General features: G+C 65.2%; 15 protein-coding genes. 10 read left to right on the top strand and 5 right to left on the bottom strand.

Features of this window, described 5'->3' with window-relative positions; genetic code table 11:
- Nucleotides 1–64 precede the first annotated feature (64 nt).
- A complete protein-coding gene (locus EPN59_RS00340; protein WP_293035107.1) occupies nucleotides 65–1,153 on the bottom strand; it encodes a putative sulfate exporter family transporter in 1,089 nt (362 codons plus the stop codon).
- A gap of 113 nt (nucleotides 1,154–1,266) precedes the next feature.
- On the opposite strand from EPN59_RS00340, the gene EPN59_RS00335 reads away from it, so the two are divergent.
- From EPN59_RS00335 to EPN59_RS00325, 3 genes are all read left to right on the top strand, one after another.
- Nucleotides 1,267–2,199 carry a LysR family transcriptional regulator gene (locus tag EPN59_RS00335; protein WP_293035105.1) on the top strand — a complete coding sequence of 311 codons (933 nt, stop codon included), beginning with the start codon at nucleotides 1,267–1,269 and terminating at the stop codon, nucleotides 2,197–2,199.
- A 77-nt stretch (nucleotides 2,200–2,276) separates the two neighbouring features.
- Entirely contained in the window at nucleotides 2,277–3,092 is an 816-nt protein-coding gene (locus EPN59_RS00330) for a YhfC family intramembrane metalloprotease (protein ID WP_293035103.1), read from the top strand.
- A gap of 45 nt (nucleotides 3,093–3,137) precedes the next feature.
- Nucleotides 3,138–3,503, top strand: a complete 366-nt coding sequence (locus EPN59_RS00325) for a DUF3022 domain-containing protein (protein ID WP_293035101.1) — start codon at nucleotides 3,138–3,140, stop codon at nucleotides 3,501–3,503.
- 80 nt (nucleotides 3,504–3,583) lie between these two features.
- Here EPN59_RS00325 and EPN59_RS00320 read toward each other — a convergent pair whose 3' ends face one another.
- Together EPN59_RS00320 and EPN59_RS00315 are read right to left on the bottom strand one after the other, a co-directional pair.
- On the bottom strand, nucleotides 3,584–4,018 hold the full coding sequence (locus tag EPN59_RS00320; RefSeq protein WP_293035099.1) for a PGDYG domain-containing protein: 435 nt from the start codon (nucleotides 4,016–4,018) through the stop codon (nucleotides 3,584–3,586).
- 169 nt (nucleotides 4,019–4,187) lie between these two features.
- Nucleotides 4,188–4,715 (bottom strand): Spy/CpxP family protein refolding chaperone, encoded by a 528-nt coding sequence (locus EPN59_RS00315; RefSeq protein ID WP_293035097.1) that lies wholly within the window; start codon nucleotides 4,713–4,715, stop codon nucleotides 4,188–4,190.
- 282 nt (nucleotides 4,716–4,997) lie between these two features.
- Here EPN59_RS00315 and EPN59_RS00310 point away from each other — a divergent pair, with 282 nt between their 5' ends.
- Together EPN59_RS00310 and EPN59_RS00305 are read left to right on the top strand one after the other, a co-directional pair.
- Entirely contained in the window at nucleotides 4,998–5,462 is a 465-nt protein-coding gene (locus EPN59_RS00310) for an Lrp/AsnC family transcriptional regulator (RefSeq protein WP_293035095.1), read from the top strand.
- 233 nt (nucleotides 5,463–5,695) lie between these two features.
- On the top strand, nucleotides 5,696–6,802 hold the full coding sequence (locus EPN59_RS00305; protein WP_293035093.1) for a saccharopine dehydrogenase C-terminal domain-containing protein: 1,107 nt from the start codon (nucleotides 5,696–5,698) through the stop codon (nucleotides 6,800–6,802).
- A 27-nt stretch (nucleotides 6,803–6,829) separates the two neighbouring features.
- On the opposite strand, the gene EPN59_RS00300 is transcribed toward EPN59_RS00305, so the two are convergent.
- Entirely contained in the window at nucleotides 6,830–7,423 is a 594-nt protein-coding gene (locus EPN59_RS00300; RefSeq protein WP_293035091.1) for an ATP-binding protein, read from the bottom strand.
- Entirely contained in the window at nucleotides 7,420–7,794 is a 375-nt protein-coding gene (locus EPN59_RS00295; RefSeq protein ID WP_293035089.1) for a hypothetical protein, read from the bottom strand. The genes EPN59_RS00300 and EPN59_RS00295 overlap by 4 nt, the downstream gene beginning before the upstream one ends.
- Nucleotides 7,795–7,875: 81 nt before the next feature.
- Between EPN59_RS00295 and EPN59_RS00290 the strand changes: the two genes are divergently transcribed.
- The 5 genes from EPN59_RS00290 to EPN59_RS00270 all read left to right on the top strand — a co-directional run bounded on the left by EPN59_RS00290 (nucleotide 7,876) and on the right by EPN59_RS00270 (nucleotide 12,775).
- The gene (locus EPN59_RS00290) at nucleotides 7,876–8,277 is read left to right on the top strand and encodes a hypothetical protein (protein ID WP_293035087.1); all 402 of its coding nucleotides are present in this window, start codon (nucleotides 7,876–7,878) and stop codon (nucleotides 8,275–8,277) included.
- Between the two features lie 699 nt (nucleotides 8,278–8,976).
- Complete coding sequence (locus EPN59_RS00285; protein ID WP_293045329.1) at nucleotides 8,977–9,273, top strand: hypothetical protein; 297 nt, start codon at nucleotides 8,977–8,979, stop codon at nucleotides 9,271–9,273.
- Nucleotides 9,274–9,412: 139 nt separating this feature from the next.
- Nucleotides 9,413–10,450, top strand: a complete 1,038-nt coding sequence (locus EPN59_RS00280; protein ID WP_293045326.1) for a LacI family DNA-binding transcriptional regulator — start codon at nucleotides 9,413–9,415, stop codon at nucleotides 10,448–10,450.
- 111 nt (nucleotides 10,451–10,561) lie between these two features.
- Nucleotides 10,562–11,500: a ribokinase gene (gene rbsK / locus EPN59_RS00275; RefSeq protein ID WP_293036180.1), complete on the top strand. Its 939-nt coding sequence runs from the start codon at nucleotides 10,562–10,564 to the stop codon at nucleotides 11,498–11,500.
- Between the two features lie 513 nt (nucleotides 11,501–12,013).
- Nucleotides 12,014–12,775, top strand: a complete 762-nt coding sequence (locus EPN59_RS00270) for a hydratase (protein WP_293036183.1) — start codon at nucleotides 12,014–12,016, stop codon at nucleotides 12,773–12,775.
- The last annotated feature ends 586 nt before the right edge of the window (nucleotides 12,776–13,361 follow it).

The raw sequence follows: 13,361 nt of genomic DNA, 5'->3' as shown, positions 1-13,361 counted from the left end.
CGGGCCGGGGGAAGATCGAGATCGGTGTGGCAATCCGGGCGGCATGCTGACGGCGCGTCGGACGTCAGCCGAACAGGCGTTCCACTGCCCAGGTAATCGCGAGACCGCCGCCGATCAGCCAGGCATAGACGACGAGCCCGGTAGTCAGCGCGCGCGGACCGGCCTGGCGGACCTGCGAAATTCGCGTTTCGATGCCGAGGGCGGTCATCGCCATCGTGAGCGCGAAAGTGTCGAGTGTGTTGACGGTCTGCGTCGCAGCTTCTGGCAGCATGTGCAGCGAGTTCACGATCACGAACGCGAGGAAGCCGAGCGCGAACCACGGCACCGCGATCTTGCGCGCGCCCCGCGCCGCGTGCCCCGCGCTGTCGCTGTGACCGTGGCCGTGCGCCTGACGACGATTGAGCCACACGCCGAGTACGAGCAGCACCGGCACGAGCAGCATCACGCGGGTCATCTTGACGATGGTGGCGACATGCGTGGCTTCCGGGCTCACATTGCTTGCCGCGCCCACGACTTGCGCGACTTCGTGGATCGTGCCGCCGAAGTAGAGCCCGGCCCCGAGCGTATCGAGATGGAGCCAGCCCGCGCGGTAAAGCACCGGATAGAGAAACATGGAGAGCGTGCCGAACAGCACGACGCTGCCGACGGCCATGGCGCTCTTGTGAGGCTTCGATTGCAGCGTCGATTCGAAGGCGAGCACGGCGGCTGCGCCGCAGATCGCGCCGCCTGCGGCCGTGAGCAAGGCCGTGTCGCGGTCGAGCTTCATGAGCTTCATGCCGGCCCAGGTGCCGATCGACAGCGTGCTCACGACGATCACAGCCGATTCGACGAGCCCCGGCAGGCCGACCTGGGCGATCTCCTGAAGGCTCACGCGCAGGCCGAAAAACGCGACGGCGATGCGCAGCAGCTTGCGCGCGCAGAAATTGACGCCGGCGGCCCAGCTTTCGGGCATTCCGTCGCGCAGGACGTTGCCGTAGACCGCGCCCGCGACGATGCCGACGATCAGCGGGCTCAGGCCCAGGCCGGCGATGGCGGGCAACGCGGCGAGGCGGGTGACGGCCGCTGCGAGCAGAGAGACGAACAGGACGCCGTTGAGCAGACCGCGTGCGGAGGACGGCTGATGCGCAAGTGTCGTTGAAGGGGAAGCGGACATGGCGATTCGGGAATCGGGTAGAGAACGAATGCGCTAATCCTAATTTATGTATATCGATATGAATAATCGTCATTTGTGACGTAAAATATAGGTCAACCCTATAATTACTCGCCATGACCCCGGAACAGCTGATAACTTTTGCCGCCGTCGCCGAGCATCGCAACATCAGCCGTGCCGCGGAGGCACTGCATTTGTCGCAGCCTGCGGTTTCGGGCCAGTTGCGGTTATTGCAGGACGCCTTCGGCGAGGCGCTCTACGTGCGCGATGGCCGCGGTGTGCGTCTCACGCCCACCGGCGAGCAACTGGCGACGCACGCGACGCGGCTGCGCGACTGCTGGCGCGACGCCTATGCGTTGCGCGACGCGCTGCGCGGGCTGGAGCGCGGGACGCTGCGCATCGGCGCAAGCACGACGCCCGCGAGCTACTTGCTGCCGTATCTGGCGGCGGCATTTCATCGGCGTTTCCCCGAGGTGAAGCTCGAAACGATGAACGGCAATACGTCGGATGTCATCGGCATGCTCGGCTCGCTCGACGTCGCGCTGATCGAAGGCCCGGTCGGCGCGCAGTTGCCGTCCGATACGATCGTGCATCCGTGGCACGACGACGAGATTGTCGCCATCGCGCCACGCGGGCATCCCGTTGCTGCGCACGCGCATGCCGATGTGCCCGACGCGCGCGTCCCGCTCGCTACGCTCGGCGAGTACCCGCTCGTTTTGCGCGAGGACGGTTCCGGCGTGCGTCAGATCGTGGAGCGCGCGTTCATGGAAGCGGGCGTGCCGATGCGGATTGCGCTGGAAATCGCGGGCGTGGAGGGCGTGAAGGAGGCGGTGCGCGCGGGCATGGGCATTGGCTTCGTATCGGCCATGTCGATGCGTCACGAAGACGGTGCCTTGTGCCAGCTCGCGCTCGGACCGCAGCCGCTCGCGCGGCATTTTTCGATTCTCGTGCCGCACGCGGGCGCGGCCTCGCGGGTCGCTCAGGTGTTTCTCGATCTGTGTCTCGCGGAGGAGGCAGGCGAAACCGCAGCCGTCAGCGCGGCGAAGTAGTTTGCCGCTGTCCGGCTATCTGCGATGATTCGGGCTGCGGCGCGCGTTGGCGCGTGCCGGATGTTATAAGGCGCCTCATGTTCGTAGCCCCGACCACGCTGATCAGCCTCTCACTCGCGACACTCTTCGTCGCACTTTTGCCCGTGTTGCTTTATCGTCGGCTGCACCGTCCTTTCGCGCTCGGCTGGCGCGACACGGTTGCGGGCATTGCCGTATTTGCGCTGTTCGCGACCGTGATCGAGCGGGCGCTCAACGGCTATATGCTGCACGTCAATCCCGCGACCGCCGCGTGGCTTGCGAACCCGCTTGCTTTCGTCGTTTATGGGGCGCTCGCCGCCGGTGTGTGCGAAGAGGTGGGCCGTTATATCGCGATGCGCATGCTTGCGCGACGTGCGCCGAATGCCGCGACCGCGCAGCCGTCCACCGACAGCACGGGCATCGGTTACGGCATCGGGCATGGCGGCGCTGAGGCGTGGCTCGTTGGCGTGATCGTGCAGTTGCAATGGATCGTGTTCGCCGTGCTCGCCAATCGCGGCGAACTCGACGAGCATCTCACCAACCTCCCGATGGACGCCGTATTGCGCGTGCATCTGATCCTCGATCGATTGTCGCCGTCGCTCGCAGGCGTATTCGTTGTCGAACGCACTGCGGCGTTCGTGTTCCAGATCGGCTTGTCCGTGCTGATGTGGCGCGGCGTGCGTGCGCGATGGAAGGGTATCCTGCCGCTCGCGATCGTTCTTCACGCACTGCTCGACGTTCCTGCTGCGATGTTTCAGGCGCGCATGCTGCCGTTGCTCATGGTCGATGGCGTCTATGCGGCCGTTGCAATCGCGCTTGTTGCCGTGCTGTTTCGCGTTTGCCGGCCGGCGCGTCGTGCGGACGCCGCTGCGTAAGCCGGGTTCGACCGGCGCGTTTTCTCACCTTTTTTGTTGGTCTGGATGGAAGACTATCTGTTTGAATGCGCGAGTCCCGATTTCGAGGAGTTCGCGCGCGTGATCGCCGATCTCTTTCCCGAGCAGACGCGCTTTACCGAGCAGCCTGCCGAAAACGGCGCGCCGCTCTTGACGGTGCATTGGGTGGCGATGCGCTTCGGCTCGGCCGCGCGACGCATGACGATGAGCATTGCGATTGCGCCTGGCGCGCTCGCGCGCTACCGGGCATTGCCGCCACGGTTGCGCGGCCGCAGTTTTGCGGTGCTGCGCGCGTATGTGGAAGCGACGATCGGTTCGCTGGAAGAGCAGCACGCGAAAGGCGAGAGCGTGGCGCGTGAGGTGACGCTGGAGCTGGATGAGGATTTCGCGTGACGCGCCTCGCCGATCACGCGTGATTGCGCGTGATTGCGCGTGATGCGCGTGATGCGCGTGGTTATGCGGGCGTTCGATGCTCAGTCGGCAAGACGATAGACCTTGGCGAAGCGCTCTGCCTTCACGACGCCGTAATCGCCGGGCGCGTATTGCATGACCCAGTCGCCCGCAGCGCCGGTGAGGCGGTCGCCGCCTGCGGAGCGCACGATCGTGAACGGTTCGTCCATGCGCCGGGCGAGCACGACTGCGGGCCGGTTGCGATACGCGCCGGGCGTGCCGTGCGCAAGCGCCGCATCGGCGGGCAGGTATTTCGCGTCGAAACGTTCGCGCGACACGACCCAGCGCTCGCCGGTGGAGCCGGTAATGATCGCGTCGCCGAGTGCGTAGCGATTCGGGCCTTCGAGGCTCATCAGTTCACCGGGTTCGGCGGCGAAGGTCACGGCGACGGTTTCGTCCTTGACGACGCGCTGGGCAGCGGCGTCGGCGCGCAGGTCGAGTTGGGCAAGTTCAATCATGATGGCGGCAGCGGAACTGCATCGAAAAAGCGTATTCCAGATGAAACGACGGCCGGACTGAACTGTCCGGCCGTCATGCGGTCCGCAAGGGTACCTTGAATCGGGCGGCCGCGCACGCCGTTTTGCGCACCGCTTGTGCGTGAGCGCATGCGCGACGGTGTGCGCTGCGTTACTGCGCCGCTGCGGCGTCGCTCGCCGGCTTCGCGCGCCCCGTGCCCCGGCGCTTCGAATGCGGGCCGCCCTTGCCGCCGGCTTCCCGGCCGTGGTGGCGGAAGGTCTGGTCGGCCAGCGCCTTCTGCTCCGGCGAGAAGCTGTTGTACAGCGGCTCGAACGCCGTGACGAGTTTTTGCATGTCCTCGGCGTGGGCCTGGGTGATCTGCGCGTACTGCTTCATGTCGTCGAGCGCGTTACGCGTGGTTTCACCGTTCGCGCGCTGCCTGAACAGATCGGCCATGCTCTGGCTGTTGCTGCGCATCTGATCGGCGAAGGTCTTCCACTGCGGTTCCTGCTCGGGCGTGATCTTCAATGTCGAGTGTAGGTAGGCGATGCGTTCCTCGACGCGCTGCTGGTGCTCGGCGGCGCGCGCTTCCTGGGTTGCCGCTGCGGGCGCCGAGGGCGCGGCGGGCGTCGCTGCGGTCTGCGCGAAGGCGCCGCTCATCGAAAGCGCGGCAACAAGGACGGCCAAAGTTTTCTTCATTTTTGCTCCTCGGTTCATTTCGTGGCGTTACGTAGCGTTTCGTAGCGATCAGGGCTTAATGCCGGGCCAATTGCAGCCGATATTAGTACCACGATAACGTCGGGCTGCGATGGCGGCGCGACAACTGCTTACAAGTGATACGCGCCGAAATCGCTGCAATCACGTGCGAGCGCACGATGAAACGCAAGTGCAGGCAGGTTCGCTGCCATCGGCCAATGTCTCGTGCGCCGCCCGGCGCGCGATAATGACGCCACATCCTTTCGACTGTGAGACGTCCCATCGATGAGACCGCCGCGCCTCGACCAACTCGACGACCTCGACCGCAGCCTTGTCGCGCTGCTGCAGGAAAACGCACGCGAGAGCGTTGCAAACCTCGCGCGCCGGCTCGGTGTCGCGCGCACGACGGTGCTTGCGCGCATCGCGCGGCTCGAACGCTCGCAGGTCATCGCGGGTTATGGCGTGCGGCTCGGCCAGGACGTGCTCGATGCGAGTCTTCAGGCGTGGGTGGGACTCATCATCGCGCCCAAGCATGGCGCCGACGTGCAGAAGCGTCTCGGCAAGATGCACGAGGTGCAACTACTCTGCGCGGTCAGCGGCGAATACGACTACGTCGCCTGGCTGCGCGCCGAAACGCCGGACCGCCTCAATGATCTGCTCGACCAGATCGGCGGCATCCCCGGCGTCGAGCGCACGACGACTTCGATCGTGCTCGCGCGCAAGATCGATCGCGGCATGGTCGCGGGCTGAAGGCGCAGCGCGAGCCGCGCTCGACTCGTTTCGGCCCGCATCGGCCTGTTTTGACCTGTTTCGGCCTGTTTTAGCCTGTTTTGACGAATCGTCGAATAACCTGGTCGAATTGTCGAAAATCGAGGTCGAAGCGCAGCACTTTGCGTCTATAAACCATTTCCGCATATCCCTAGACTGTCCTTAGCGGGCGCGGCACTGCCCCGAACCAAATAACCAAGCAAAGGAGATACAAAATGAAAGTCGCAATTGCCGGCGCAGGCCTGATTGGACACACCATTGCCCACATGCTGCGCGAGACCGGCGACTACGAGGTGGTTGCCCTCGACCGTGACCCGAAGGCGCTCGAAAAAATCGCTGCGGACGGCATTCCCGTCGAGCGCGTCGACTCCGCGGATGGCGCCGCGCTGCGCAGTGCGCTTGCCGGCTACGACGCGCTCGTGAATGCGCTGCCGTACTACCTCGCCGTGAACGTGGCGTCGGCGGCGAAGGGAGCGGGCGTCCATTACTTCGACCTCACCGAGGACGTGCGCGCGACGCACGCGATCCGCACGCTCGCCGAGGGCGCCGATCACGTCTTCATGCCGCAGTGCGGCCTCGCACCCGGCTTTATCGGCATCGCGGCGCACGCGCTTGCGAGCCACTTCACCGAGATCCGCGACGTCAAGATGCGCGTGGGCGCGCTGCCGCAATTCCCGACCAACGCGCTCAAATACAACCTGACGTGGAGCGTGGACGGTCTCATCAACGAGTACTGCCAGCCGTGCGAAGCAATTCGCGACAGCCGCACGCAATGGGTGCAGCCGCTAGAAGGCCTCGAACACTTTTCGCTGGACGGTGTGGAGTACGAGGCGTTCAACACCTCGGGCGGGCTCGGCACGCTGTGCGAGACGCTGGCCGGGCGCGTCGAATCGCTCGACTACAAGTCGGTGCGCTATCCGGGACATCGCGCGTTGATGCAGTTCCTGCTCGAAGACCTGCGCCTTGCCACCGATCGCGACACGCTCAAGTCGATCCTGCGCCGCGCGGTGCCCGAGACCGAGCAGGATGTCGTGCTGATCTTCATGACCGTGACGGGCATGCGCAACGGCCGGCTCGTGCAGGAAGTGCTGACGCGCAAGATTTTCGCCAAGACGGTGTGCGGCGTGCCGATGAGTGCGATCCAGATCACCACGGCGGGCGCGATGTGCGCCGTGCTCGATCTGTTCCGCGAGAAGAAGCTGCCGCAACACGGCTTCGTGCGCCAGGAGCAGGTGGTGCTCGATCAGTTCCTCGCGAACCGCTTTGGACAGGTGTACGAGGGCGCGACACTCGACGCCCGCGCACTGACGAGCGTGGCGTAAGGGAATCGCAGGCGGCGCCGGGCGGCCTCAGGGCGTCGCCGCCGCCTGCACGATGCGCTGCAGCAATGCGTCGTAGTCGGACTCGTCGGGCGCCGTGCTGTCGAAGACGATGAGGCCTTCGAGCTGCGCGCCCGAGGGCACGAAGCGGCGCTGCCGGTATTCGTCCCAGTGGGCGAGCTTGTAGGCATCGTTCGGATTGCCGCGCCCGATGATGCGGCGATGTGCCGTGTCTTCCGCTGTCTGCACCCAGACCACGGCGAGCGCCACCTTCGGCCCGATGTCGAGCCACGCGCGGTCGAAGAGCCGCCGGTCGCGAATCTCACGCGAGAGCGGCCCGACGACGATCACGCTCACGCCGAGTTCGAGGTTTTCGCGCGCCGTATCTATCAGGCCCTGATACTCGGGGTCGCGCAGGTGCTTCAGGTAGAGGGGACTGTCGCGGTCGTTCGGATCATGCGTGAGCGCCCCCATGGCAGCGGAGCTGTAACGGCCGTACAGCGTGTCCTTATCGAGCAGGCAGAACGCTTCGCCCGTCGCGCGGCCAAGCGGTCCGATCAGGCGTTTCGCGAGCGTTGTCTTGCCAGTGCCAGCGTGGCCGCAGATGAAAACGAGGCGTGTCACGAACGGTGGTTCTCCGCATCGGTGGATTGCACGTCTTCGCCGCGAGCGTTCGCGTCCAGCCACATCGCGTCGACGATGCCGATGCCGGGTATCCACGAGAAATACAGCATTGATTCAGTCTCCTTGTGCGCGTAGCGGCGCGGGCGCGCCACGCACGTTGCCAGGTCGGTAACATTGATCATCGCCGTTATGCACGTACCGTGCAAGCGCACACGAATGCGCCTTGTCGCGGACAGGCATGATGAACACGCGCGCAGCGCCTGCCGGTAAAACCCAATGGTAATAAATAGAAATATACGGAAATAATCCGAAACGACCCGGCAGACCGACACAGACAGGGGACGCATTTCATGCTTTCGCGTGTGTTCCATGCATTGCTCGCACCGTGCGCAATGACGCGTCATGGGGCATGCCGTAGCCTGCGCGCCGCAGCCCGGGCAATAGCGCTTGCCATGCTCGTTGCCTTCACCGCGCTTACGGTTAGCGGCTGCGCCGAAACAGCCGCGAGGCCGGTGCCTTTCAGGCCGGTGCCCGCCGAGCGCATCGCGTTGCCCGGCTATACGCAACCGGGGGAAGGGCGCTTCGCCGTGGATGTGCGGCGCGAGCGCACCAAGGATCTGGTCGTCAAGTTTCGCGATGCGCCGCTCTATGTCGATGGCGAGCGGGTCACCGACCTGATGAACGGCGAGCACGTCGCCCTGTACCTGCGCGCCGGCGTGCACCGCATCGGCGTGACGACGCAGTTCGACCCCGTGGTGGAGATCCGTTTCGTGGTCGATCCGCGCTATACGAACATCGCGAATGTATCGTTCGGTACCGACCATCGCATCCTGATCCGCCGCATCGCACGATGATTCTCTCGCGACTTGTTCCACCATGACGATGCCGCATGCATGCATGCGAATGCGTCGTCTGGAGGCACGCGTCTAAGCGATTCGCACGATCGCCTGGCATGCGGGTTGACTCAAGCGCGGATTTGCAATTCTCAAGCAACCCGGCTTGCGATGAATCGGTGTGATTGCATGACGCATCAGCGCGCAAATTGCGGCAAAGCGGGAGACTCGCCACGCGGGTTTTGCGCATTCGCCATCGTGTCTTCGGCATCGCACAGTGAAATATGCGCTCAAGAAATGCGCCGCCAGGCCGTTATGCGATACGTGTTGGTGACGAAACTAGCGCGTGCGGCCGGAACGTGGCCGTGAGTGCTGCGCTTCGCGCGCCACCGCCCAAATGCCCGCGTGCTGCGTGTGCCGGTGGATTGAACCGGTCTGCGCGGGTGCTGCGTGCGCTTCGCTACCCGCGTCGCGCGCGGCCAGGCTCGCGACTACAGGATCGTGATGGATGCAATTGCCCCCGACGTGATGTCTGCAGCGGCTGAAATGCTGAGGAAGACGCGTGTCGGCAAGACTGACGAGCAACCGGCGTACGCCGGTACCGGCCTCGACCGCCGCGCGGGCGAGGCGTCGGCGTGGGTGGTCGCGTGCCGTCGCGTGAGTGACGCACTCCGCCTGCGTCACCGATCGGCTCGACGCCCCGCGAGCGAGCGCGGCGCCATGACGAACAAACCGTTGGCCGCGCAACCAGCCAGGTCTGTCCCGCAGACTAGTCAAGGTGCATATGCCGGTCCGGCGCACAGCGATTTTTTGAATGCAATCTCACCCGTGACAATGTTCACGCTGTTCTTCCGGCCCGGCTTGCGCCTGCTCACTTACGATACGCCCGGCGCGAGCGGACAGAAGGAGCTGAAGGGCCTCAAGGGCCTGAGGGAAGCGATGGAACGCATCATTGCCGGCGCGGTGTTCGGGGCATCGGTGCTCGACGGGCGCAGCAGCTGCATACGAAGGACATAACAATCGACAGAGGGCGCGGTCTGCGCGGCAGTGGTGGACCGTCGAGGGCAATAGCCGCATCGCGGCGCGCGGTTGGAGGTGGAGCGCGCACGGCGAGACGGCCGCAACAGGCAGCAAACGAGGCAGGAGCAACAGAAAGATGGCGACGATCAAGGATGTGGCTGCCGTGGCAGGGGTGTCGTTCACGACGGTGTCGCATGTGGTGAACAATTCGCGGCCTGTGTCGGCCGACGTGCGGACCAAGGTCGAGCGCGCGATCCGCGAGCTCAACTACGTGCCTTCGGCGGTGGCGCGTTCGCTCAAGGCGCGGGCAACGGCGACGATCGGGCTGCTGGTGCCGAACGGCACGAATCCCTATTTCGCGGAGCTTGCGCGCGGCGTCGAGGATGGTTGCGCACAGAAGGGCTACTGCGTGTTCTTCTGCAACTCGGACGACGATCCGGCCAAGCAGCGCAGCTATCTGCGCGTGCTGCAGGAAAAGCGTATCGACGGGCTGATCCTGGCGTCGGCAGGCGACGACGCCGTGCTCGCGGCGACCCTTGCCGAAGCGCGCGAGCCGCTTGTCGTCGTGGATCGCAACATCGAAGGGCTCGACGCCGATCTCGTGCAGATCGACCATGAGCGCGGCGCGTGGCTCGCGACGCGGCATCTGATCGAACTCGGCCACCTGCGAATCGGCTGCATCACCGGACCGGTTTCGACGGCTGTAAGCGCGATGCGCGTGCATGGCTTCCTGCGCGCGATGGCCGGGCGCGGCATCGAAATCCCGCCGGGCGCGATCGTCGAAAGCGACTTTTCGGGCTCGGGCGGATATCGCGCCGCGGCGCAGCTCCTCGATACGGTGCGCCCCACCGCGATCTTCGCCTGCAACGACATGATGGGCATCGGCGCGCTGCGCGCCGCGGCCGAGCGCGGTCTTTCGGTGCCGGGAGACTGCTCGGTCATCGGTTTCGACGACATCGAGTTCGGCCATTTCACCTGGCCCACGCTGTCGACGGTGGGACAATCGGTGCGCGCGCTCGGCGAGATGGCCGCACTGACGCTGATCGAACGGATCTCGGGCGCCGCTGAAGCCGGCGCGCCCGGACGACGGCGCCTGATGGCGCCGCGCCTCATCGCACGCGAATCGACCGGGCCGCTCGTCAGCGTCTCGGACGTGAAGTCGCTCGCCGCCTGAGGCGGGACGCGTCAGGGAACATGCGAAGCAATCCGCAGAGAGCGTCGCGAAAAACGGGGCGTACACCGGAACGCGCGCCGTACGACGCATCGCATTGAACCAGGAGCAACCGTGACGGCACGGATATTCACACGGCCTGCAGGCGGACGCGTTGCGGTGGTCGGCAGCTTGAACATGGATCTGGTCGTGCGCGCGCCGCGCCTGCCGCAACCGGGCGAAACGCTCGCAGGCAGCGCGTTTGCGCAGGTGGCGGGCGGCAAGGGCGGCAACCAGGCCGTGGCCGCCGCACGCCTTGGTGCGCGGGTCGCCATGATCGGCTGCGTCGGCGCCGATGCCAACGGCGAGCAACTGCGCGCGGGACTCGTCGCGCAAGACATCGACTGCGCCGCGCTGGAAACTTCGCCGCACGCGCCTACGGGCGTGGCGTTGATCGTCGTCGACGAGGCGAGCCAGAACACGATCGTCATCGTCGCGGGCAGCAATGGCGAGGTAACGCCTGTCACGATTGCGCAGCACGAAGCGGTGCTCGCGCAGGCGGATGTCGTGGTCTGCCAGCTTGAGACGCCGCCCGACACCGTGCGCGCAGCGCTTGCCGCAGCAAAACGGCTCGGCAAAACCACTATTCTCAATCCCGCGCCCGCCACGGGAGCGCTTCCGGCCGACTGGCTGCCGCTCGTCGATTACCTCGTGCCCAACGAACTCGAAGCCTCAGCGCTCACGGGCCTGCCTGCGAGCACGCCCGCCGACGCGGTACGTGCCGCACTCGCGTTGCGCAGTCAGGGCGCGCACAACGTGCTTGTGACACTCGGCGCGCAGGGCGTCTGCGCGTTGTTCGACGAAGCGCCGCCCGCACATTGGCCCGCGCCGCGCGTCACGGCCATCGACACGACTGCAGCGGGCGACACGTTTATCGGCGCTTTGGCCGCGAGGCTGGCGCACGGCGTCGCGGCACCGGCGGCGGTGCAGTTCGCGCTGCGTGCGGCGGCCGTCTCCGTCACGCGCGCGGGCGCGCAACCGTCGATCCCGGGCCTGGACGAAGTGCCAGCCTGAGTCCCTCGACTGCCGCACTGCGTTTGCGCCACGTCGTCACCTGGGTGTTCGGCTGGCGTTTCCCCTGCAGTTTCCCCTGTAGACCCCGCAATCTTCATACCATTGAAACCCTTTCAAGGCGGCCAAACGTTTGGCGTCAACGGTGTAAAGCTGGAAGCCTGCCAGGCCGGTGTCGACGGTGTGCTTGCACCGCTGCATCGGACACGCCAGAACGCGCGCCATTGAACTGAAACGCTGTTGCATTGCAGCGGCTTTTTTGGGGTTCGGCTCAATGCTGGTGCGCACACTACGCCTGCGCAGTTACGGTACATTGATGAGCGGTGTCATGAGCGCTGCCCAATTCGCGCGGTACACTCGCGCGTCGGTTACCCCGGCGCAGGCCGCGAGTACCCGAGCCGCGCGCACGGCTTGCCGATGGGCGCGCCCACGGCGAGCAAGCACCCCGACACAACGACATCCGACTGCATGGATCATCCGTGCCGGTCACGCCTAATAGAACAAAAGGACCCAGACATGACGCATGACGACCTCGCGCAGCGCCTCGTGAATGCGCGCCGCCAGCATCAGCTGATCGACACGGCAGCGCCCATGTGCCTGCCGCCCGATGCGGCTACGGCCTACGCCATCCAGCAGGCCGTCATGGCGGGCCTCGGCACGACTACCGGCGGCTGGAAGGTCGGTGCGCGCGCGCCGGGCGGACCGGCGTCCGGTGCGCCGATTCCGGCGACGCTCATCTACGCCTCACCCGTGCGGCTCGAACGGCAAGCGTTTTTCCGCGTGCTGGTGGAGCTGGAAATTGCGTTCCGTTTTGCCGAGCCGATCGCGCCACGCGCCGATGCCTACGCGCGCGACGAGGTGCTTGCGCGGGTCGGGCAGATTCTGCCGGCCATCGAGATTGTCGACAGCCGCTTCGCAGAGTGGCCGAATGTTGCGCCGCTTGCACAACTGGCCGACGCACAGAACAACGGCGCGCTGGTGACCGGCCATGCGCTGCCCTACGCGGCGCTCGCGCGCTCGCTCGACTTCGTCGCACCCGAGCTGGAGCTTTCCTTCGACGGGGCATCGCTCGTGCCCGAGGCGCCCGGCAACCCGGCAGGCGACCCGCGTGAATTGCTGGTGTGGTTCGTCAACCACTGCGCCGCCATGGGCATCACGATCGAACCCGAGTGGACGGTGACAACCGGCACTTATGTCGGCGCGCATCGTATCGCGGGGCCGGGACTGCTGCACGGGCACATCGACGGACTTGGCGAAGTGGAGATCGAGTTCGTCTAGTGCGCGGGGCGCTGCCGCGCTCCGGTATTGAACACGAGAAACCGCCTCGCGTAACGCGAGGCGGTTTTTTTTCGGGTTGCGTGTTTTGCCCGCGCAAGCTGTCTGGCTTGCCAGTTTCGCGCGCGGTCCAAGCCACTACTGCTGGTAGGGACAGTTAACGTCCGCACGCGCGAATCGCATGATTGGCGCGCATGCAGAACGGATGCGGGCTGCACCAAAAATAAAAGAAAAATAAACGGTGACGCGCAGGGACAACAGCATGGACAAATCAGGTGCTGCCGCCCATGACGGAAAGTGGGGGACGTGAGGGATAACGCGCAGACGCCTGCGAAAAAGAAGCGTCCAGTGGAGGCATGAGACGGCGAACGCCCAAAGGTGCAAAAGCCGAAAGGCGAAAGCCGAAAGCGGCGTTTGCTGCGCGTCGATTGCGGACGCGGCCTGGATTTTGCTCGTCCAGAGGAAACTGATTGTACGGCGTGCCCGGTCGTGCTCCAAGCAGTCTTTCACCTGGCCTTATCCGGCGCGATTTCTCTGTGAAAAAAAATAGAAAAGGGTTTAGGATGAATTCGAGCGATGTCGTTTCCGA

The sequence above is a fragment of the Paraburkholderia sp. genome, assembly GCF_004298475.1.
Classification (GTDB): domain Bacteria; phylum Pseudomonadota; class Gammaproteobacteria; order Burkholderiales; family Burkholderiaceae; genus Paraburkholderia; species Paraburkholderia denitrificans.
The sequence above is the reverse complement of the archived record's forward strand: the minus strand, read 5'-3'. Positions and strand labels throughout refer to the sequence as shown.